21 protein-coding genes are annotated in these 21074 nt (G+C 36.5%); 9 read left to right on the top strand and 12 right to left on the bottom strand.

Annotated features, from left to right (window positions below; genetic code table 11):
* Positions 1–12: 12 nt before the first annotated feature.
* On the top strand, positions 13–756 hold the full coding sequence (locus ACT9TX_RS00260; protein WP_481336014.1) for a shikimate dehydrogenase family protein: 744 nt from the start codon (positions 13–15) through the stop codon (positions 754–756).
* A gap of 162 nt (positions 757–918) precedes the next feature.
* Here ACT9TX_RS00260 and ACT9TX_RS00255 read toward each other — a convergent pair whose 3' ends face one another.
* Positions 919–2568 (bottom strand): CTP synthase, encoded by a 1650-nt coding sequence (locus ACT9TX_RS00255; protein WP_481336013.1) that lies wholly within the window; start codon positions 2566–2568, stop codon positions 919–921.
* A 374-nt stretch (positions 2569–2942) separates the two neighbouring features.
* On the opposite strand from ACT9TX_RS00255, the gene ACT9TX_RS00250 reads away from it, so the two are divergent.
* Complete coding sequence (locus ACT9TX_RS00250) at positions 2943–3815, top strand: dienelactone hydrolase family protein (RefSeq protein ID WP_481336012.1); 873 nt, start codon at positions 2943–2945, stop codon at positions 3813–3815.
* A gap of 112 nt (positions 3816–3927) precedes the next feature.
* On the opposite strand, the gene ACT9TX_RS00245 is transcribed toward ACT9TX_RS00250, so the two are convergent.
* Positions 3928–4944, bottom strand: a complete 1017-nt coding sequence (locus tag ACT9TX_RS00245; RefSeq protein ID WP_481336010.1) for a fatty acid desaturase — start codon at positions 4942–4944, stop codon at positions 3928–3930.
* 84 nt (positions 4945–5028) lie between these two features.
* Entirely contained in the window at positions 5029–6210 is a 1182-nt protein-coding gene (locus ACT9TX_RS00240) for an MFS transporter (protein WP_481336008.1), read from the bottom strand.
* Between the two features lie 111 nt (positions 6211–6321).
* Between ACT9TX_RS00240 and ACT9TX_RS00235 the strand changes: the two genes are divergently transcribed.
* Positions 6322–6492, top strand: coding sequence for a hypothetical protein (locus tag ACT9TX_RS00235; protein ID WP_481336006.1), 171 nt, complete (start codon positions 6322–6324; stop codon positions 6490–6492).
* Positions 6493–6533: 41 nt separating this feature from the next.
* Here ACT9TX_RS00235 and ACT9TX_RS00230 read toward each other — a convergent pair whose 3' ends face one another.
* On the bottom strand, positions 6534–7286 hold the full coding sequence (locus tag ACT9TX_RS00230; protein WP_481336005.1) for a hypothetical protein: 753 nt from the start codon (positions 7284–7286) through the stop codon (positions 6534–6536).
* 137 nt (positions 7287–7423) lie between these two features.
* Between ACT9TX_RS00230 and ACT9TX_RS00225 the strand changes: the two genes are divergently transcribed.
* The 3 genes from ACT9TX_RS00225 to ACT9TX_RS00215 all read left to right on the top strand — a co-directional run bounded on the left by ACT9TX_RS00225 (position 7424) and on the right by ACT9TX_RS00215 (position 10659).
* Positions 7424–8635, top strand: coding sequence for a phospholipase D family protein (locus ACT9TX_RS00225; RefSeq protein ID WP_481336003.1), 1212 nt, complete (start codon positions 7424–7426; stop codon positions 8633–8635).
* 93 nt (positions 8636–8728) lie between these two features.
* The gene (locus ACT9TX_RS00220) at positions 8729–9052 is read left to right on the top strand and encodes a helix-turn-helix domain-containing protein (RefSeq protein ID WP_481336001.1); all 324 of its coding nucleotides are present in this window, start codon (positions 8729–8731) and stop codon (positions 9050–9052) included.
* Positions 9049–10659: an Eco57I restriction-modification methylase domain-containing protein gene (locus ACT9TX_RS00215; RefSeq protein ID WP_481335999.1), complete on the top strand. Its 1611-nt coding sequence runs from the start codon at positions 9049–9051 to the stop codon at positions 10657–10659. The genes ACT9TX_RS00220 and ACT9TX_RS00215 overlap by 4 nt, the downstream gene beginning before the upstream one ends.
* Before the next feature lie 154 nt (positions 10660–10813).
* On the opposite strand, the gene sucD is transcribed toward ACT9TX_RS00215, so the two are convergent.
* Positions 10814–11689 carry a succinate--CoA ligase subunit alpha gene (gene sucD / locus ACT9TX_RS00210; RefSeq protein ID WP_481335997.1) on the bottom strand — a complete coding sequence of 292 codons (876 nt, stop codon included), beginning with the start codon at positions 11687–11689 and terminating at the stop codon, positions 10814–10816.
* Between the two features lie 320 nt (positions 11690–12009).
* Positions 12010–13515, bottom strand: a complete 1506-nt coding sequence (locus ACT9TX_RS00205; protein ID WP_481335996.1) for a T9SS type A sorting domain-containing protein — start codon at positions 13513–13515, stop codon at positions 12010–12012.
* Positions 13516–13631: 116 nt separating this feature from the next.
* On the opposite strand from ACT9TX_RS00205, the gene ACT9TX_RS00200 reads away from it, so the two are divergent.
* A complete protein-coding gene (locus ACT9TX_RS00200; RefSeq protein ID WP_481335994.1) occupies positions 13632–13910 on the top strand; it encodes a hypothetical protein in 279 nt (92 codons plus the stop codon).
* Positions 13911–13944: 34 nt separating this feature from the next.
* On the opposite strand, the gene ACT9TX_RS00195 is transcribed toward ACT9TX_RS00200, so the two are convergent.
* From ACT9TX_RS00195 to pheT, 5 genes are all read right to left on the bottom strand, one after another.
* Complete coding sequence (locus tag ACT9TX_RS00195) at positions 13945–14385, bottom strand: hypothetical protein (RefSeq protein WP_481335992.1); 441 nt, start codon at positions 14383–14385, stop codon at positions 13945–13947.
* A 21-nt stretch (positions 14386–14406) separates the two neighbouring features.
* Complete coding sequence (locus ACT9TX_RS00190) at positions 14407–15624, bottom strand: DegT/DnrJ/EryC1/StrS family aminotransferase (RefSeq protein ID WP_481335990.1); 1218 nt, start codon at positions 15622–15624, stop codon at positions 14407–14409.
* Positions 15625–15726: 102 nt separating this feature from the next.
* On the bottom strand, positions 15727–16032 hold the full coding sequence (locus tag ACT9TX_RS00185; protein WP_481335988.1) for a cell division protein ZapA: 306 nt from the start codon (positions 16030–16032) through the stop codon (positions 15727–15729).
* Between the two features lie 61 nt (positions 16033–16093).
* Positions 16094–16387, bottom strand: a complete 294-nt coding sequence (locus ACT9TX_RS00180) for a hypothetical protein (protein ID WP_481335986.1) — start codon at positions 16385–16387, stop codon at positions 16094–16096.
* A 343-nt stretch (positions 16388–16730) separates the two neighbouring features.
* Positions 16731–19148, bottom strand: a complete 2418-nt coding sequence (pheT, locus tag ACT9TX_RS00175; RefSeq protein ID WP_481335984.1) for a phenylalanine--tRNA ligase subunit beta — start codon at positions 19146–19148, stop codon at positions 16731–16733.
* A gap of 303 nt (positions 19149–19451) precedes the next feature.
* Between pheT and ACT9TX_RS00170 the strand changes: the two genes are divergently transcribed.
* On the top strand, positions 19452–19790 hold the full coding sequence (locus ACT9TX_RS00170) for a hypothetical protein (protein WP_481335982.1): 339 nt from the start codon (positions 19452–19454) through the stop codon (positions 19788–19790).
* Complete coding sequence (locus tag ACT9TX_RS00165) at positions 19780–19953, top strand: hypothetical protein (protein ID WP_481335980.1); 174 nt, start codon at positions 19780–19782, stop codon at positions 19951–19953. The genes ACT9TX_RS00170 and ACT9TX_RS00165 overlap by 11 nt, the downstream gene beginning before the upstream one ends.
* Positions 19954–20155: 202 nt before the next feature.
* Here the strand turns inward: ACT9TX_RS00165 and ACT9TX_RS00160 are convergent, their stop codons facing one another.
* Positions 20156–21067: a ComEA family DNA-binding protein gene (locus tag ACT9TX_RS00160; protein ID WP_481335978.1), complete on the bottom strand. Its 912-nt coding sequence runs from the start codon at positions 21065–21067 to the stop codon at positions 20156–20158.
* Positions 21068–21074: the final 7 nt, after the last annotated feature.

The raw sequence follows: 21074 nt of genomic DNA, 5'->3' as shown, positions 1-21074 counted from the left end.
AAACGCTCTCTCATGCGCTTATTTGCCCTTATTGGTTTTCCGCTTACACACTCTTTTTCAGAGAAATATTTTACTGAGAAATTTGCTAAAGAAGGCATTACCGATGCGAGTTTCAAGGCATTTTCTTTTGAGCAAATTGATGATTTAAAAGGCATTTTGGCTAGCCATCCTAACCTTGAAGGATTTGCCATAACCATACCACATAAAAAAGCTGTTCTAGATTATTTAAACGATAGCACCACGGCTGTAAAAGTGATGGGTGCATGCAATTGTGTACGCATTAACAATGGCAAATTATTTGGCCATAATACTGATGTTTTGGGCTTTGAACTATCGTTTGCACCGCTATTACAACCGCATCATACAAAGGCTTTGGTATTGGGTTCTGGTGGTGCTTCTGCCGCGGTAGAATTTATTTTAAACAAGCGTGGTATTGACTACAAAATAGTATCACGTAGTAAAAAAGATGAACGTAATTATTTGGTGTACGAAGATGTAGATGCAGCTTTACTAAAAGAATATACTATCATCATTAATGCGTCGCCTGTAGGCACTTACCCTAATGTTGAAGAAGCGCCTAACTTACCTTATCACTTACTAACTGAAGACCATTATTTGTTTGACCTAGTGTACAATCCTGCTGAAACGAAATTTCTACAACTAGGCAAAGCACAAGGTGCAACCGTAAAAAATGGTTACGACATGCTAGTATTACAAGCAGAAGAAAACTGGCGCATTTGGAATGACTTGGTGTAAAGGGATAGGAACGCTGATTTAACAGATTTGGAAGGATTAATGCGGATTTTCTTATGCCATATATTTAATTATCTCTTCCTCATAAAACACTAAAGGCGAAACTTCCGTTTCGCCTTTACTAAAATTTCACTTTTCACCATTCACCATTTACAACATCACTTCTTATATCAACGAATCTTGCAAAGCAGATGCTTTCATACTGCCCTTTTTGTCGTTGTATTCTTTGGCTGCGCCAATAAAACTTACAAATAATGGTGCTGGCGCTTCTACTGTACTTTTTAATTCTGGGTGGTATTGCACCCCTATAAAAAATGGGTGATTTGGCAATTCTATAATTTCAACCAAGCCTGTATCAGGGTTCACACCACTCATTACCATACCATTTTCTTTAAATTGATCTAGGTAATCGTTGTTAAACTCGTAACGGTGACGGTGACGCTCACTAATAGTAGTAGCACTGTAAATTTTATGTGCTAGCGAACCTTCAGTAATCTCACAAGGATAAGCACCTAAACGCATGGTACCGCCCATCATCTTAATTTTCTTTTGCTCTTCCATCATGTTTATCACAGGGTTCGCAGTATTTGCATCCATCTCAGTTGAGTGTGCATCTTTTAAGCCCAAAATATTTCTGCCGTATTCAATCACAGCCATTTGCATACCCAAGCAAATACCAAAAAATGGCAAACCATTTTCACGAGCATATTGCACAGCAATAATTTTACCATCAATACCTCTGTGGCCAAAACCTGGCGCTACTAGCAAGCCATCTAAACCTTCTAGTTTTTCCTCTACATTTTCTCTGGTAATAAATTCGCTATGTACATTTATCACCTGAACTTTCACTTCATTCATAGCACCTGCATGAATAAAGCTTTCTAAAATTGATTTATAAGCATCTTGTAACTCAATGTATTTACCTATTAAGCCAATGGTTACTTTACTTTTTGGATATTTCAACTTATCCAAATACTCTTTCCATTTATCTAATTTAGGCTCACTGTATTCAGTAATGTTTAGCTTTTTCAAGCATATTAAATCTAGCTTTTCACGCAACATCAACATTGGTACTTCGTAAATAGTACTTGCGTCCATCGCTTCTATCACCGCCTCTTGTTTCACGTTACAGAACAAAGCAATTTTTCTTCTTATATCATTACCAAGCGGCTCTTCAGTTCTACATACCAATACATCAGGATGTACACCATTTTCACTTAACAATTTTACACTATGCTGTGTGGGTTTGGTTTTTAGTTCTTTAGCAGCTTTTAAGTAAGGTACAAGCGTTAAGTGAATTACCATCACTCTATCTTCAGGAAGTTCCCATTGCAATTGACGCACTGCTTCTACAAATGGCAAACTCTCAATATCACCAACTGTACCACCAATTTCAGTAATCACAATGTCAAATTTGCCGCCTTTACCTAGCAACAACATTCTACGTTTAATCTCGTCGGTAATGTGTGGAATTACCTGTACCGTTTTACCCAAAAAATCACCAGCACGTTCTTTATTTATAACCGTTTGATATATTTTACCAGTAGTTACGTTATTCGCTTGCGATGTATGGCTGTTTAAAAAACGCTCATAGTGACCCAAATCTAAATCCGTTTCAGCACCATCTTCTGTTACATAACACTCACCATGCTCGTAAGGGTTTAAAGTTCCCGGATCCACATTAATATATGGGTCTAACTTTTGAATCGTCACACTCAAACCTCTTGCTTGCAGCAGTTTTGCCAAACTTGCCGCAATAATACCTTTACCCAAACTGCTCGTTACACCACCTGTAACAAAAATGTACTTTGCCATATATCTTCTATTGTATACTTATTTACTAGTTCTTTTTTGGTTACCAACGCTAGTACTACTATGTAGCATCGTTGCTAGTTTATACTGAGTTTACGAAGTACCACTTCAAAACTTTGTTCTTTATTCAACTTTTCGCCACCAAATCACCAAGACCAAAAGCAACACAAATAAAATATTTAGTGCAACCTTGTGACTTTCTGTCTTTGAGGCAAAATCCAACCTTAAAATAGAATGATTATTGAGCGCAGACTCACTATTGAAGTCGTGCAAAACTAAAAGAAAAAAGCGTTTAAAAAAAATTGTACTGCCAAAAGCGAACAAGCTAAACAAGATGCTGTTACTTTAACGTTGAAACATTAACCTCAAATAAACGAATGAAAAAATTATTAACACTAACAGTTGCTGCGCTTGGTACAGCAGCATTATTAAGTTACACATTTAAGCCAGCAGAGCCAGCGTTCTTATCTCGTGAAGGCTACATTGCTTGCTACCACCAAACCAAAGATCAAATTCAGCTAGATGCTGCTAAGCCCGGTTTTGCAGCCCTTCACATGGCACCAACATATTACAAGCTAGAAAATCCAACTGGCAGCACCGTTACTTTTAAAGCAGAAGGTGCAGATGCACAAGGCTATTTTATTAAAAGCAAAAAGAAAAGTAACAAATGGCTATTCGTCATTCAAGAGTGGTGGGGCTTAAACGACAACATTAAAAAAGAAGCCGAAACATTTGCACAAGAACTTGGTGATGTAAACATTTTAGCATTAGACATGTACGATGGTAAAGTTGCAAGCGCACCAGATAGCGCTATGCAATACATGCGCAGTGCAAAGTCTGAGCGCTTAGAAGCTATTGTAAAAGGTGGCTTAGCATATGCAGGTACTGATGCAAAAATTTACACTGTTGGTTGGTGCTTTGGTGGTGGTTGGAGCCTTCAAACCACATTACTAGCAGGTAAGCAAGCAGCAGGTTGTGTCATGTATTACGGCCGTCCAGAAAATAATATTGAGCGTTTAAAAACGATTAATTGTGATGTTATTGGCTTTTTTGCCAATAAAGATCAAGGCATACCACCAGCAGCAGTAGATGCATTTGAGAAAAACATGAAAGAAGCTGGTAAAAGTTTAGTGGTTAATCGTTATGATGCAGGTCATGGTTTTGCTAATCCAAGCAATCCTGTGTACGATAAAGCCGCTACAGAAGATGCACATACAAAAACCATTGCTTTCTTAAAAGCGCATATGTAATTGAAGAAGACGATAGACCATAGTCGACAGACAATAGAAGGCTCACAAGTATATAAGAACAACAAAGCCGTTGAAACGTTTCAACGGCTTTCTTTTTATATCTAATATTCTATTACGCTTCTTTCGCCAATAAATCTTTAGATGTTTCTACATCATACATTGTCATATCGTTCAACTTGGTTTTGCCTCTGTTGGCTCTTGCCATTCTAGAAAAAACAGACAATTCTTTATTAAATAAAAACTGGAACAACAAAATGGTGTACGATTTATGGCTATGCAACGAATCGTAATACACACCACCAATGGCTTTTAGCTTTGGTAAATTATTCCAAGGTATTGATGGAAAATCATGGTGCTCATTATGATAACCTACATTCAAATTCACGGTATTCAATGGCCCATAATAGCTTTTCGTTTCTTGCTCACCATGAGTTAAATAATGCTCTTGCACCCATCTTGCACCGAGTGGATGTAAACCTACCGAGAAGAAGAAACTAGCCAATAAAAACACCAATGCTTTTGGCCCAAGAAAGAATACCAATGCACCCATAAAAGCAACTTCAACAACTATGTTTACAATCGTCCAAGTATCTAATAAAGAAATCTCTTTTAACCTTGCAGGGCGCAACATTTGAAATAAAGGATAGAGCAATAACCAAATAGCTTTACCAAATGCTGAATTATTTATTAATCGAGCTTCCCAATGATAAGGCATATCGCCATCTAACTCTTCTACACCTTGAAATGAGTGGTGTTTAATATGATACTTTTGAAAAGAAATAGCACTTGGCAATACCATTGGTAAATTAGCAATGATAGCGGCTATTTTATTCGAGCTTTTAGCTTTAAATACCAAGTTATGCGCACACTCATGTATGCACACAAATAATGTATGGCAAGAAAATGCACCTATTAAATAAGCCGCACCAAATACAAACCACCAACTTTTATCTTGTAAATAATAAGCCAATACTAACTGTACTGCTACACAAAATAGAATAACTAAAAAAGTGTAAGGATTACGACCAATTAGATCACGAATTTCTGGATGTAGCTTAATAATTTCTTGAGTCCTTTGTTTATGTGGTTCTGCTGACTCACTCCATACAAAACTGTCTGGCTTTTTCATCTGACGCATTTTTTGATATCATGCAACTTATACAAAAACTACAAAACACTCACACTTTGTTGAAAATATTATGCGTACAAATAGTTAACCTTTAATTTTCATTTTAGTTACAAGTGCTAGCATGGCTAATGCCATTACCACGCCCATAGCAAATGACCAGCGTAAATTGGCAACTTCTGCTACATAACCTATAGCTGGCGGTCCTAGTAAAAAGCCTAAATAACTTACCGTAGATACCGATGCTATTGCCACACCAGGTGCTCTTGTACTGCTTCTTCCAGCCAATGCCATGGTTAATGGAATAATACACGATACACCAAAACCAACAAATACAAACCCAATAATAGCAGGTATTACGTAAGGTAAACTTATTGATAAGGTAAGCCCAATGGCAATAAAACAACTACAACCTTGAAGCACTTTTTTAGTACCTATTTTATTAATCATCCAATCACCCAAAAACCTACCAGTAGACGATGCACTCATAAAAGCAATATAACCAGCTGCTAGCAATGCCTTAGGTGCGTTTACTATTTTCTGAAAATAAATACCGCTCCAATCGTACATAATACCTTCGCAGGCCATGCAGGCAAAAGCAATTAAACCAATTTTTAGTAGCGCCCTATCGGGCAAATTAAACCATGATGCTTTAGCATTAGTATCTTCTGTTTTTTTAGCATCGTGGCGTATTGTATGCTTATAAGCAAATGCCATAATGATAAAACACAACATACCTACCATAAAAAAGTGCCAAGCAGGTGTAATATCTTTCGAAATCATCCAACCACCAACAGCCGCAGCCGCAAAACCCGAAATGCTCCAAATACCGTGAAATGTAGAGATGATAGACTTAGGAAATAATTTTTGCACCCCTACAGCTTGCGTATTTACAGGTATGTTCATCATGTTACGTGAAATACCAAATAGAAATAACACACCCATAAACTGCCAGTTATTGGTAACAAAACCTAAGGAAAACAATAACACATTGTACAGTATAGAACCGATGAGCATAATGTAACGACTGCTATATTTCTGTAGAAAAATGCCCGTAATAGGTAGCGTTAATATTAGCCCCAATGGTGCTGCAAACAAAGCTGTACCAAGTTGCGCATCATTTAAATGTAACTTTTGCTGCAATGTAGGTATGCGGCTAGCCCAGCTTGCAAAGCCAAAACCAGATACAAAAAAGAAGGCGGCTACACCATAGCGCAATTGCTTTGGTGAAGATGTGTTGGTGCTTAAACTCATAATGATAAGCCGCAAAAGTAAGCAGTTGATAGTAGTAAATACCCTACCAAGCCCACTACCACCTATAATACCCTAACTACTACCATAAATTGCCTAGCGGCAACCTATAATCGCATTTCTACCACCATGAATAAGGCAACTACTAACTATAATAGCCTAACTACCACCATGAATAGCCCAGCGGAAACCTATAATGACATTTCTACCACCATGAATAAGGCAACTACTACCTATAATAGCCTAACTACCACCCAAAATAAAATAGCTACCACCATAAGTGATAGCTACCAACTATAACAAGGGGGATTGGTAAGAATAAAAACTACCACAACAATCTATTAACCCGGCGTATTAGTACTAGGTGGTGGGGTTGTATTGCTAGCAGTTGCGCCAATTACCGATTTTAGCGCTGCATTGTAAGACAATTGCTTACTAAGTGCTTTATCTTTTTTCAAGAAAAAGTCGGCTGATAATTTTACCACATCCATTGCCTCAGTGTACAGTGCGTTTAGAGCGGTGTTAGTTTCGTTGGTTTTATCTGGGCTTAGATATTTAAACGATTCTTGGCTAATGTTGGCATTGTTCAGTGTATCGGCATAGCCAGTAAGCCTTGTAATTAATGCAGGAGTAATTTTTTGTGCCACCAATTCATTTTTAACGGTTGCGGTTATCGCTTTATTAATACGAAATAAGAATTTAATTAAATCGGGCTGCGATTTATTGGTTTTAGCAGCTTTGTAAAACTCATCAAAGCCCAAGTTTTTAAAATACTCAGCCTTGGTAGCTTTCGCTTTTATCTGTATGTCTATTTGCTTTTTTAGGGTGGTAAGGTCTGCCAATGCATCGGCTTGAATACCTACTAAAGTAGCCGTGGCATCACGCAGTTCTTTAGCGGTATCAAAACCAATATACTGTTTAAAAGCACCCTTAATGGTGGTTTGTAAGTTGAGCAAATAAGGGTCTGCCCAATGCGGATAATCTGTAAACAAAGGTGTTCTTTTAGGTATTAAAACCTCGTACAAAAGGGTTAAGGCCAAAATCATTTGATCGGCGCTACCCTTAAAAATGCGTTTAATAGTTGCTTCTGGCATAGTGTATAAATTTAGTATAGCTAAAATAACACAAGGAAGTTTAATGAGCAAGTTTTTTTTAATAAAAGAACATTAATAGTTTCATAATTATAAATTTACAGTTTAAGAGATTATAGCTAATGCCAAAAAGACAATAAATGAAAGTTACATTCTTAGGACAAGGGTATGAACCCGAATCAAAAAATGCAGTGGGGAACTATTTGTTTAACTTTCTATCTCAAACCAATTTCCACAGCTTTACTGGTATATCTGCGTTTGCAAGTGAGGCTGGCATCTTTGGCCTATCGAGTTATATACAATCTGCGAAAGTTCATTTCAAAAATTTGGTTTTAGTCGTAGGTATTGACCAAGAGGGTACTTCAAAAGAAGCTTTAGAAGAAATTCTTGCATTGAATATTAGCAGCTACATATTCTACCAAGAAGAATCACCAATTTTTCATCCGAAAATCTACCTTTTTGAAGGTGATAATGAGGTAAAATTAATTGTTGGCTCTTCTAACCTTACAGGAAGGGGATTGTTTTCCAATGTCGAGAGTTCATTGCTTGTGGAATTTGATACAAATGATTTAGAAGGAATCACATTACTATCTGAATTGAAAACTTATTACCAATCTTTATTTGAGTTAACTGATGCAAATCTTTTCACGATTTCGCATGCAACGATTGATGATTTTGTCGCCAAGGGTATTGTACCAAAAGAAAATGAAAGAAGGTTGCTCTATACTAAAAAGAAAAAAACAGAAAGTAATCAAGACCAGAGTAGCGACGACTATATCAAAATTCCAAGAAGAACAACAGCTAGAATACCATTAACCTTTTTAAGAAAAAACAAAAAGATTGGAATTGAAAAAACTGAAAATATAAATGTAGTAACAGAAGTTGTTACAGGCGGTGATAATCAATTAAACCAAGAAAGTATTTTAGTTTGGGAAAGTGGTCCTTTAAAAGAAAGAGATTTAAATATACCAAAAGGAACTAGGACTAACAACACGGGTTCGATGCTTATAAAAAAAGGACTTTTAAAAAACATTGACCAGCGACATTATTTTAGGGACACTGTTTTTGCAGAATTAAATTGGATAAAGGATACTAACCCTAAAACCCTCCATTACGAAAGGGCAAAAGCTAATTTTAGAATAATTGTTGAAGGAATTAACTATGGTCAATTTGAATTAACTCTCAACCATAATACAAAAACTGATATGGAAACTTATTTGCAAAAACAACCTATGACTTCCATTAGCTGGGGTAAAGCAAAAAAGTTAGTCGCAAAAGAAGAATTAATTGGTAAAAATGCTCGCATTTACAAAGACAATCAAAATAATGCATTTACACTTGTGATTGAGTAACCTCAACTTTATAAAGACCTGTTGAAAAGTTATAAACAAAAAAACTTTCTCTGTAATTAATAGACCCTTACCTTTGGACTGAAGTAGTCCAAAATGAAATTAGAGAAAACTTTCGGCGATACCATAAAAAGACTTCGAGAAGAGAAAAAACTCACTCTTCGAGAAGTAGCGGAAGCATTAGAAATTGATACATCTATGCTAGGCAAGATTGAGAAAAATAATAGAAAGCCGACTAAACAACTCATTGAAAAATTTGCAACCTTTTTTGAGGTGAGCGATAAAGAGCTACTTATTGCATTTGTTAGTGACACTGTTGCTTATCAAGTGATGCTAGAAGAAGATGCATCAAAAGAAATTTTTAAGCTTGCCGAAAAAAAAGTTGAATACTTAAAAACCAAAAAACCTCTAAACAAATGAAATTAATTACAGAGGCATCAGCCGAAAAGCTAAGAGGCGGTTTTTATACCCCAGAACCTATTGCAGAATTTATCTTACGTTGGGGAATTAATGGTAGTAGCAACTATGATATTTTAGAACCAAGCTGTGGTGATGGTGTTTTTTTAGAGCAATTAGAGAAACATGGTCTAAGATATAACTCTATCACGGCTGTTGAATTTGATGAAATTGAAGCAGCAAAAGCTTCGAAAATACAACTAGAGAATAAGCAAGTTATTAATGCTGACTTTCATACTTATTGTAATGATACTTTACAGCGTTATGATTTAGTCATTGGTAATCCCCCTTATATACGCTACCAATTTTTTAATAAAGAGCAACAAGTAGAAGCTGAAAATATTTTTATAAAGGCTGGATTAACTTACTCTAAACTTACAAATGCGTGGGTGTCGTTTGTTGTTGGTTCATCTTTGCTGTTAAAAGAACACGGAGGTAAAATTGGCTTTGTTCTACCAGCAGAAATATTACAGGTTTCTTACGCCCAACAATTACGAAATTTTCTTGCCCGATTTTATAATAAAATCAATATCATATCATTTGAGAAGTTGGTATTTCCTTCTATTCAACAGGAAGTAGTTTTACTACTATGTGAAAAGAATGATAGCCAAAATCACAATATTGAACACATTGAATTGAGAGATGCTAGCGATTTAAAGAAACTTGATGTTGCTATTTTAAAAAGCCCTAAGAAAAAGATTGATTTCAAATCCAACAAATGGACTTTTTATTTTTTAGAGCAGGAAGAAATAGACTTTCTTGAAAGCATTACAACAAAACGAAATATACCTACTTTGGGTAAATTTGCAAATGTTGAAGTAGGCATTACAACTGGCTCAAACGACTTTTTCACAGTACCTCTTTCAACCGTTGAAGAATACGACTTACAAGATTATGCTAGACCTATGGTTGGTAGAAGCGTGCAAGTTAATAGTGTTGTATTTACTGATGAAGATTGGATAAATAACAAAAACTCAAAAGCAAAAGCGCACCTTTTGGTATTTCCAGACAGCAAAAACCTTAATCCTAAAAACGGTGCGGTAAAATACATTGCACATGGCGAAACTTTAGGTATACATAAAGGATATAAAACAGGCATTAGAAACGATTGGTTTGTTGTGCCATCACTTAAAATATCTGATGCTCTGTTCATCAGACGAAATAATCTTTATCCAAGATTAATAATAAACGAGGCAAAGGCTTATACAACTGATACAATGCACCGAGTATTCATTAAAGTTAGTACAGATTTAAAAGCACTTACAGCAAGCTATTACAATTCATTATCTCTTGCGCTAACAGAAGTCTCTGGTCGTAGTCATGGTGGCGGTGTTTTAGAACTTATGCCTAATGAAGCTGAAAAAGTTTTATTACCATATCACAAAGACAATGCGTTATTACTTCCTGAAATTGATAAGCTAATTCGTGAAAAAACAAACATTGAAGAAGTGCTAAAAATCACGAATCAAATAATACTAAGAGAACATTTTGGCTTAACTCAGAAAGAAATAAAATTAGCGCATAGTATTTGGAAAAAACTTTCTTCGAGACGCTTGAATAGAGGTAAATAACCGCTTTGATAAAAATTGAATAACGAACAGAACGTATAAGTGTGACGCAACGATGCTAAATAGTAGCTCTAGGCTCGTCACAAAAAAAATTACCCAAACAAAAAGCCCCTGCAATTGCAAGGGCTTTTAGCTTTTATTCATCTCACTAAAAAAACTACTTATTTAATAATGCAGCAGCCATTGTTTTACCAATGTCAGCAGGGCTTGCAACTACATGAATACCACATTCTGCCATAATTTTCATTTTAGCTTCTGCAGTATCGTCTGCACCACCAATAATAGCACCTGCGTGGCCCATTCTACGGCCTGGAGGCGCTGTTTGGCCAGCAATAAAACCTACCACTGGTTTGGTTGCGTTGTCTTTTATCCAACGTGCAGCATCTGCTTCCATGCTACCACCAATTTCACCAATCATGATGATACCGTCAGTTTCAGGATCGGCCATTAATAATTTTACTGCTTCTACAGTAGGTGTACCAATAATTGGGTCGCCACCAATACCAATAGCAGTACTGATACCTAAACCTGCTTTTACAGTTTGGTCAGCCGCTTCGTAAGTTAACGTACCAGATTTTGATACAATACCTACACGACCTTTTTTAAATATAAAACCTGGCATAATACCAACTTTTGCTTCTTCGGCAGTAATAACGCCTGGGCAGTTTGGCCCAATTAGGCGGGTGTTTTTACCTTCAAGGTAGTTTTTCACCTTTACCATATCTTGTACAGGAATACCTTCTGTAATACAAACTACCAAAGCAATACCTGCTTCTGCAGCTTCCATAATAGCATCGGCAGCAAATGCTGGCGGTACAAAAATGATACTAACATTAGCACCTGTGCTGGCAACAGCATCGGCCACGGTGTTAAATACAGGACGATCTAAGTGTAGTGTACCACCTTTATTTGGTGTAACACCACCTACTACTTGTGTACCATACTCAATCATTTGAGTGGCGTGAAACGTACCCTCTGTACCGGTAAACCCTTGTACAATAATTTTAGAATCTTTATTAACTAACACTGACATAGCTAACTGGTTGCATCTTTTTTAATGCGTGGCAAAAATAGGGCAAACCACAAAGCAAACAGTAATTAAAATGCTGTGAAATGATGAGAACGTTTGCGGAATGACGAATTAAGATGGCGGTTCAGCACATAGCGAAGATTAAAAAGAAATAAGAAGGGTTATATCCTTTGTTTTCCTTTTTAGCAGCACTAACCATGAGTTGTAATATGACCTAAATTGTAATCTGTTTAAGTTGTTTGAAAAACCAAATAAGTATTTAAACAAAAACCGCCACCAAAAATGGCAGCGGCGATAACACATAAGTGACCAAACCAAAAAAATTATAGTTTATAAAACTTACGACTTACTACACCAAAAGCCGTGGTAACTTTAAAGAAGTAAGGACCATTTGGCAGCATTGATACGTTGATATTCATACCGTTATTACCTTTTAGTAAGGTAGTTGAACTGCCCCATTTTTTCTGCCCATAAATATCTACAATGCTTAATTCTGCAGAAGTATTGTCGTAAGCATCCCATATTAATACAGCCATTTTTTCGTGTGCAGGATTTGGATAAAGAATGACAATTTTAATAGGTTCAGCTATTGAACCAGTACTATTTGGTAAGCTATCTGTTAGGTTGATGGTTTTGCAAATTTTGCTTTCGCAACCTTTGGCGGTTTTAATACTTAGGCAAACATTGTAAGCACCTGAACGTTTGTAAATATGTATTGGGTCTTTCAAGTTATAAGCAGAATCACCATCACCAAAACTCCATTTACGACCAATGATGGTATCATTTGGCGCAGCAATAGATACATTACTATTGAATTTTACACCCACTAATAACTGTGCATATACAAAATTGGCTGAACAAACAGGTGGTGTTGGCGTAACAACAGGTGGCAAACAAATAATAAAATTACTTTCTGCTACACCATTGGTAACGGCCACTTTATTGGTTACAATACGTGTACATACTTCTGAACTTACGCCCACATATTTTATGGCTGTGGTACAGTATAATGTATCTATATAATAACCATTGGCATTGGTATATTTAATATGCCCTACAGCACAACTGCTACCAAACGTACTATCTGTAAAAACTTTCACTACATGATTAGCAATGGCTTTACCAGAAGAATCTTTTACATAACCTTTTACAATTACATAGGTTAGTACAGGTGGTGTTGGTGGCGTAACAACTGGTGGCACACAAATAATGAAATTACTTTCCGCTACACCATTAACCACCGTAATTGTTTTAGTAATTACGCTGCCACATACTTCTGAACTTACTACTACATTTTTAATAGCTGCATTGCAGTACAAGGTATCTATATAATAGCCATTAGGATTTGTGTATTTAACATGCGATGTATAGCAAGCACTACCAAGCGAACTATCTGTACCTATTTTCACCAAATGATTAGCGATTGCTTTACCAGAAGAATCTTTTACCGTACCTTTTACTATTACATAACTAAGTATTGGCGGTGTTACTACAGGTGGCACACAAATAGTAAAATTACATTCAACAATATTGGTAGTTGGCGTTACTATTTTGGTGATAATAGCACTGCAACTTTCGGTGAATACAAGTAATTTTTTAATATCAGTGCTACAAGTTACCGTATCCAAATAAAAACCATTGGCATCGGTAATTTTATAGTGTGCTATTGCACATGTATTGCTTGCTGTAACCGTATCGGTAGCAATGCGTACATATCTGTTAGCAATGCCTTTACCTGTAGAATCTCTTACATAGCCTTTTACAATTATTGTATTGGCAAAAGTGCTTAACGAAAAAAGCAAAGCGATTAGTGTAAATATCTTCTTCATAGCAATCTGTTTAACGTTTGTTAAATAAAGATACTAGAACAATAAAAACTGTTGCCTACAATGCTGCATTAGCGTCAAAAACTTTTTATCTTCATGCAACGTAAGTAATAGACTTTATGACTAAAAAAATAGTTATAGTATTGATAATGGTGGTGATAGGTCACAAATTGGCTGCGCAAATGACATTGCCAAATACACCAAAAAAATTACCATTAGATAGTTTAAAAAACTTGCCATTGCGAGTTTTAGCCTCAAATTATTACAGCAGCAACTTGCCATTTTTCTGCAAGCAAGAATTGCAAATACAAAAACTAGTAAAAGTACCTGTGAAGTTTAGGATAGGCAGCGTAGAAGAAGTAGATAAACTAGAAGGGAAGCACAGTGGTAGGCCATAGGTTTTGCCACAGAGGCACTGAAACACAGAGAATTCTAATACACCAACTTGATGTTCTTTGCTGAAGCTATTTCTGAAACTGTTGTATTCAGTTTTTCTTTTTGTTCTTGGGTAAACGATTCTGTAGATAAGAAATTATTGAAACTACATGTTTGATAGAAGCTAACCCCTTCTTTTTCAAACTTAATCCATTCAATCTCACTCCAGAGTTTATAAACTTCTGGAGTATTTTTCGCAAGTTGCCACATTATTCTTTCACCTGATATCTCAACAAAATTAGCTTCTCCCTTTTTAGGTAAGAATCTTAATAAAATTATTATAAAAGCTGTGACTGAAACAAATAAGTCGGTATTTCTCTTATACAGGTAATAAGTATAAGCACTAAGAAGACACCAAAGACTATATAAAATCCAATCCCATTTTTTAATTCTACTTGAAAGGCTTGGTGCTATTTCTAATTTTAACTCTTGATTCATTATAGTGAGAATTAAACTAATTTACGCCACAACACTTACTTCTGCAACCGCTTTTTTAATAGCCGCCGCCATTTTAGAACCTTTTTCGTGTATTTGTTCTTCTGTCCATGCAAGGCTGATAGCAGTAGAAATACAACGGCTCATTACGGCATCACTTACACTGAAATCTTGTGTTTTAAGGTCGTGTAAAGCCGCTTTTTGCGCATCACTAATATTGTTTAATGTAGTTGCATTGTGTAAATGTTGCCATTTGCGAATGTAATGCCAGTTATTATCGTACCAGTAGAAGCTACCAGCCAAAATACCTTGTGCTTTCATTTCAGCAATAGCTGCACGCATCAAGTCTTCTGTTGGTAAAAACCAACTTAAAAATGCATAATTATCTACACCACCTTCTGGCACTATTCTAAAAGTAATTTCTGGTATTTGCTGCAAGTAACTACGTAATAATTGGTTGTTCTTTTTCTGTATAGCTAATATTTGGTCTAGCTTACCTATTTGCGCAAGCCCAATAGCTGCGTGTAATTCACTTATTCTAAAGTTGTAGCCAATAAACGGATGTAAATCTGCACCCCTATCTACGCCTTTATGGTCGTGACCATGATCGGTGTAACCATCACATTTTTCAAATACATCTTGGCTGTTGGTCATTACCACACCACCTTCACCACAAGTAATTGTTTTTACAAAGTCGAAACTAAATGTACCTGCATGGCCTATTGTACCTAAAGCTTTGCCTTTATACTTACCACCAATGCTTTGGCAAGCATCTTCTAATAATATTAAATCGTATTCTTCGCAAATGGCTTTTAGTGCATCTAAATCGGCCATACTACCACACATATGCACTGGCATTACACATCTTGTTTTTGGTGTAATGGCAGCTTTTACAGCTTCAGGTTTTAAGGTTAATGTTTCATCTATATCTACCAAAACTGGTATCGCACCTACGCTTAACACTGCTTCAAAACTGGCAACAAACGTAAAGCTTGGCATAATCACTTCGTCACCCACACCTATATTTAATGCAGCCATTGCAGTGGTTAATGCTGCTGTACCGCTACTTGTAAGCTGTGCATAGCCACAACCAAACACTTCTGTAATTTTTTGTTCAAGCTCATTGGCTTTAAAAATGCCTTTACGTGGCCCGTCAAAACCATAACGCATTAAAATGCCTGTTTCCATTACATCATTAATATGTTGTCTTTCTTCGGCACCAAACAGTTCAAAACCTGGCATATGTAGTAGTTTTAAATTTGTAGTTAAATTGTAATTATAAAAAGCAAAAGTAGCTAATTATTAAAACTAGCATGGCTTTGTAGTAGCAAATTACCATTTCTATCACACATTCTCAGACGAGGCAGCCAATACTTTATCAATATTGTTTTGCAGCATGGCAATCTTTTCTGTCGCATCTTTAAGTTGTATCAATTGTATGGCAGATTGCGTTTGCTCTGTTGCTAGCCAAATTAATACCATGCTGATGTAGTCTTGTATGTCTTTACCTGCAAAATTGGTTTTAAACTCTACAATCTTCTCGTTAATCATTTTCACCGTTTTGCGCACCACTTCTTCATCCTCAGCACGTAGCTTTAAGCGGTAGGTTCTATCTGCAATGGCAATATTGATGGGTATTAATTCTGACATGATTTATTGTAGTTTGTAGTTTGAGGTTTATAGTTCATTCACGTAAACCACCCTGCAATTTTTAAGCCTCACTATTTAGCAATGCCAAGCATTTTTCTATCTCTTTCAGATAAATATCTATTCGCTTTTCTAGCAATGCTCGTTCTGTTTCGTCAAATGCACTCTTTGTAAGCTTTAGCGCATCTAATTGATACTGTAGCTTTTGCATTTCCTCGTCTTTTGTTGCTACTTCTGTTTCTTTTTTAGCCAAATTCTTTTTCAATTGCACGTTCTCTTTCTGCAACTGCTGATAATTTTTTATCAGCTGCTGCAAGCGCACCTGCAATACTTGAAGTTGACTATTTATATCGCTCATTAATAAAAGATATACTTATTTATACCTGCTATTACGCAGTACTTATTGATGATTAACTTTCGTTTACAAGTGACGTAACACCATTTATTGCTGTTTTGCAGCTATTTACTACCGTTTACCCATTACTTGCAAGTGTTACCACCGTACTTATTAGTGTTTAGCTAATACTTACAAGTGTTTTCACTTTACTTACTAGTGATGAGTTACTACTTATTTGTGTAAATACATTACTTACAAATGTTGAGCAGTTACTGATTACTGTTAAGCTAGTATTTACACTTGCAAATGGTCTTTTTACAAGTAATGAAACAGTTTTTATTGCTGTTTACAACCTTCTAGCAATTTACTTTCTTATTTCTGCTTGTAATTCAGCTTCAAAAGTGGCTATTAGTTTGTTTATCATACTATCTACCTCTTTATCTACCAGCGTTTTTTCTTCATCTAAAAAGGTAAAGTTTACCGCCATCGATTTTTTACCTTCACCAAGCTTATCACTTTCAAATACATCAAACAAGCGCACATTGGTAAGCTTGTTCAGTTTTGTTTTTTGTACAGCCGCTTCAATCATATCAAAAGTGGTGCTAGTATTTACTATCAATGCAAGGTCTCTTTGCACCGCAGGAAACTTACTTACCTCTTTGTACACAATCTTTTTCTTTTCTACGGCTTTTGCAAGCGCTGCGTAGTTAATATCTATAAAATACACCGCTTGTTTTATGTCAAATGCCTTTAGTTTGGCAGCATCTACTTGTAATAAACTACCAATGGCTTGCTTACCATTATTAATTGTAAGGCTATTTGCAGCATCGTTTTTTGCAAAATTTACATCAAGTAACCCACATAGCTGTAACACCGCAGTAGCAATACCTTTAGCACGGTAAAAATCGTACGCAGCACCTTTTGTTTGCCATGTATCTTCATGATTATTACCTGTAATGTACAAGGCTAAATGTTCTTCCTCGCTATAATTACCTACACCTGTGGTATGGTAGGTTTTGCCATATTCAAACAATTGTAAGTTGCTGTTTTTACGATTGTTATTGTAAGCAATACACTCTAAACCTGTTTCTAAAATAGATGGGCGTAACACATCTAAATCAGCACTTAGGTTATTCATCATTTTCACCGTGCTATTTAAAGTTGTTTCGTCAAAATAGCTACTGTTGGTAATAGAATTAGTAAATATTTCGTTGAAACCTTGCCCTACCAAGTACATCGCAATCTTGTCTTTCAGCACTTCTTTTATGCCCAATGTTTCTACAGCAGGTGACATGGTAATACTTGTAGGAATGGTAATATTATCTAGCCCATCAATACGCAATATTTCTTCTACAATATCTGCTTGTAGGCTGATGTCTGGCTTACTAAACGGTACCGATACACGAATTTCATCAATCCCTTCTTTCATTACTTCAAAACCTAGCGCAGTTAGTATTTTCTTTACTGCATCTACATGGTAGTTTTTACCACTTAGTTTTTTCAAGTAATGATATTTAAGCGATACCTCTGTTTTTTCTTTTGGTGCTGGGTAAATGTCTACTATCTCGCTGCTTATTTCGCCGCCGGCTATTTCTTTTATTAATAAAGCGGCACGTTTTAGCACGTTGATAGTGTTAGAAATATCTACACCTTTTTCAAATCTTGTAGCAGCATCTGTACGTAAACCATGCTTTACAGATGTTTTACGAATAGATGTAGAAGCGAAGCAAGCACTTTCTAAAAATATGGTGGTGGTGCTTTCTTTTACGCCACTTGTAGCACCGCCAAATACACCTGCTATACACATTGGCGCACCATTACCATCACATATTATCAAGTCTTCTGCACTTAATTGTCGAACTTTTTCATCTAGTGTGGTAAAGGCTGTACCTTCTGGTAAATTCTGAACAATTACGGTATTATTGGCAATTGCGGCCGCATCAAAAGCATGTAATGGCTGACCAGTTTCGTGTAAAATAAAATTGGTAATGTCTACTATATTGTTAATCGGTCTTTGACCAATGGCTATCAATTTATTTTGCAACCATTTTGGCGAATCTGCTACGGTAACACCGCTAATAGTTACACCGCTATATCTTGGGCAAGCCTCAGTATTGTCAACTGTTACAGCAATGGGTGTATTGGTATTATCTACTTTAAAACTATTGTTAAAAGGACTTTTTACTCTTGCTTCTTGCCTGTGATGTGAGAGATAAGCACACACATCTTTAGCCACACCTAGGTGACTCATCGCATCCATTCTATTTGGTGTTAAACCAATCTCATAAATACAATCGTTGTACGGCAAAAAGTACTCAGATGCAGGTGTACCTACCACCACATCTTCTGGCAAAATCATAATACCAGCATGACTACCACCAATGCCTATTTCATCTTCAGCGCATATCATACCATAGCTTTCTGTACCACGTATTTTAGCCACTTTCATAGTTAATGGTTCGCCGCTTGTAGGGTAAATAGTAGTACCTACAGTGGCTACTACCACTTTTTGTCCTGCTGCTACGTTAGGTGCACCGCATACTATTTGCAAAGGTTCGGCTGCGCCAATGTTTACCTTGGTTACTTTTAATTTATCAGCATTAGGATGCTGCTCGCAAGCCAAAACCTCGCCTATTACAAGGCCTTGTAAAGCACCTTTTACGCTCTCATATTTCTCTAAACTTTCTACCTCTAAACCAATACTTGTTAATATATGCGATAGCTTTTCAGGTTCTATCACTTCTGGTAAATACTCACTCAACCAATTGTAACTAATCGTCATTGTACATTGCTATTATGGCTGCAAATATATACCACAGGCGAAAAGGTTGGTTAGCTTAGTTTGAAGGGTGAGAAATTATGCTTGAAGTTGCAGGGGAAAATATTGCTCGCAGATAACGCGGAAATACGCAGATTTTTATTTGTAAACCACAGGGCAAAGAAGCAACAGCGTTTTGTTTGATCTCTTCTTTGCTTCCTTGCCCTGTGGTTTATAACATCATTCAATAGCTCATGACAATTCAATGTCAGAAACCACTTTCAAAACTCTGGCGAGCATTTCAAAAAGAAGTTTTATGCTTTCAAAATGTTAACGAGGGTTTCGAAAAAGAAAACTGCCCTTTCAAAACGCTGGCGAGCATTTCAAAAAGAAGTTTTATGCTTTCAAAATCTTGGCGAGTGTTTCGAAGAAGCAAAAAGCCATTTCAAAGCTCTAGCGAACATTTCAATGAAAAGATTAACACTTTCAAAATACTGGCGGGCGTTTCAAAAGAAAGATTTACCATTTCAAAACTCTAACGAACGTTTCCTCATTCAACATTACATTGACTCGCTTGGTGCAATGCATGTGGGTGGGCGCATAATGATTATAGATACAATTGCAGCATTAAAACTTATTAATAAATATTTTCCAAATGAAAAATAAACTTAAAGAATTAAATGTAGATTCTATAGGCGGGCAAGCCCCATTAACCAAAGAAGAAGAACTTGCCATTAGTGCTTTTATAAAGGCTAATAAAGAGAAACTACAACTAACAATAAGTAAATCAAGAAAAACAGCTAAACTAAAAAGTGCCCTGCCTGTGTAAATAGACAAGCTCGCTATTCGATGATATTAGCGCAGCGCATCTCTAACGCAAGATATAAGGGATTTATAATTCCACAACATAAGTAAAACCACAGAGCACAGAAGCAACTACATTTTATTACCCCCCTTCTTTGCTTCTTTGCCCTGTGTTTCCCTTGCCACTCAAACATCACAGCCCATCATTCCATCCAACGCATCAGCGGTTACTCTACCGTCAAGTAAGGTGCTATTTTCTGAAACACATCTTCCTTAATAAACGCAATCTTTTTTATGTCCGCTACAGATTGATAGCTACCATGCTGTGTTCTATACAGCGCAATGGCTTTGGCTACCGGCTTGGTAATGTATGGATGCGCATTTAACTCAAAATCAGAAGCGGTATTAATGTTTATTTTAGCAACAGCAGTAGGCACAAACTTTATGTAAGGTTGCATAGCCGCAAATGCAGAATCTGTCATACCATAGGTTTCTTTTACTTGCTCTAAACTAATAAAGCCACCTAGTTTTTCTCTAAATTTTACAATACGATACTGCAAGCCATTTTCCATACCAGGTATGTTGCGCATATCTTGTGGTGTAGCCGAATTTATATCTACAACAGCAATCGTTTTTGCCGCAGGCGCAGCACTACCAAATGCAGGCTTAGCATAGCTGTTTTGCGGTGCATCTATTCTAGCATACGGTATAATTCTATCCGCTTCTTGTGGGCGCAAGCCCCATATTTTGCGTATGTCTTCTGCCTTACGAAACTTACCACCTTTATTACGATAATTCAGCAACGTATTAATGGTTTTGTCTCGTAGGCCCAAACGTTTCCAGCCGGCTGCATCTAGCGTATTGGGGTCAAATTCAAACAATGCATACTTGGTTTCTACCTCAGTTGGTTGTGCTTGGTAGCGGTCGGCAAAATCATCATTGGCACTTTCTTTCTCACCACTTTTCGGCTGAATAGCTTCTACGGCTGCCTTTACTTGTGGGTCTATTACAGGTGGTTGACGTTCTTTTTTGTACACATAAGGTAGGGCAATAAAACTGCCTACTATTACTAGTAATATAATAGCAGCGGTAGTTTCTTTTTTAGAAAAAGAAAAATAGTCTTTTACAATTCGCTTCATGGTTAAC

Source organism: Parasediminibacterium sp. HNIBRBA5674 (genome assembly GCF_056745525.1).
The sequence above is the reverse complement of the archived record's forward strand: the minus strand, read 5'-3'. Positions and strand labels throughout refer to the sequence as shown.

Coding starts and splice junctions, on each gene's coding strand:
- pheT (WP_481335984.1), bottom strand. CDS start 19,148: ATGACGATTAGTTACAATTGGTTGAGTGAGTATTTACCAGAAGTGATA.
- ACT9TX_RS00170 (WP_481335982.1), top strand. CDS start 19,452: ATGTTAACGAGGGTTTCGAAAAAGAAAACTGCCCTTTCAAAACGCTGG.
- ACT9TX_RS00235 (WP_481336006.1), top strand. CDS start 6,322: ATGAATAAGGCAACTACTAACTATAATAGCCTAACTACCACCATGAAT.
- ACT9TX_RS00165 (WP_481335980.1), top strand. CDS start 19,780: ATGAAAAATAAACTTAAAGAATTAAATGTAGATTCTATAGGCGGGCAA.
- ACT9TX_RS00160 (WP_481335978.1), bottom strand. CDS start 21,067: ATGAAGCGAATTGTAAAAGACTATTTTTCTTTTTCTAAAAAAGAAACT.
- ACT9TX_RS00190 (WP_481335990.1), bottom strand. CDS start 15,624: ATGCCAGGTTTTGAACTGTTTGGTGCCGAAGAAAGACAACATATTAAT.
- ACT9TX_RS00185 (WP_481335988.1), bottom strand. CDS start 16,032: ATGTCAGAATTAATACCCATCAATATTGCCATTGCAGATAGAACCTAC.
- ACT9TX_RS00250 (WP_481336012.1), top strand. CDS start 2,943: ATGAAAAAATTATTAACACTAACAGTTGCTGCGCTTGGTACAGCAGCA.
- ACT9TX_RS00255 (WP_481336013.1), bottom strand. CDS start 2,568: ATGGCAAAGTACATTTTTGTTACAGGTGGTGTAACGAGCAGTTTGGGT.
- ACT9TX_RS00200 (WP_481335994.1), top strand. CDS start 13,632: ATGACTAAAAAAATAGTTATAGTATTGATAATGGTGGTGATAGGTCAC.
- ACT9TX_RS00205 (WP_481335996.1), bottom strand. CDS start 13,515: ATGAAGAAGATATTTACACTAATCGCTTTGCTTTTTTCGTTAAGCACT.
- ACT9TX_RS00195 (WP_481335992.1), bottom strand. CDS start 14,385: ATGAATCAAGAGTTAAAATTAGAAATAGCACCAAGCCTTTCAAGTAGA.
- ACT9TX_RS00230 (WP_481336005.1), bottom strand. CDS start 7,286: ATGCCAGAAGCAACTATTAAACGCATTTTTAAGGGTAGCGCCGATCAA.
- ACT9TX_RS00260 (WP_481336014.1), top strand. CDS start 13: ATGCGCTTATTTGCCCTTATTGGTTTTCCGCTTACACACTCTTTTTCA.
- ACT9TX_RS00245 (WP_481336010.1), bottom strand. CDS start 4,944: ATGAAAAAGCCAGACAGTTTTGTATGGAGTGAGTCAGCAGAACCACAT.
- ACT9TX_RS00180 (WP_481335986.1), bottom strand. CDS start 16,387: ATGAGCGATATAAATAGTCAACTTCAAGTATTGCAGGTGCGCTTGCAG.
- ACT9TX_RS00220 (WP_481336001.1), top strand. CDS start 8,729: ATGAAATTAGAGAAAACTTTCGGCGATACCATAAAAAGACTTCGAGAA.
- ACT9TX_RS00225 (WP_481336003.1), top strand. CDS start 7,424: ATGAAAGTTACATTCTTAGGACAAGGGTATGAACCCGAATCAAAAAAT.
- ACT9TX_RS00215 (WP_481335999.1), top strand. CDS start 9,049: ATGAAATTAATTACAGAGGCATCAGCCGAAAAGCTAAGAGGCGGTTTT.
- sucD (WP_481335997.1), bottom strand. CDS start 11,689: ATGTCAGTGTTAGTTAATAAAGATTCTAAAATTATTGTACAAGGGTTT.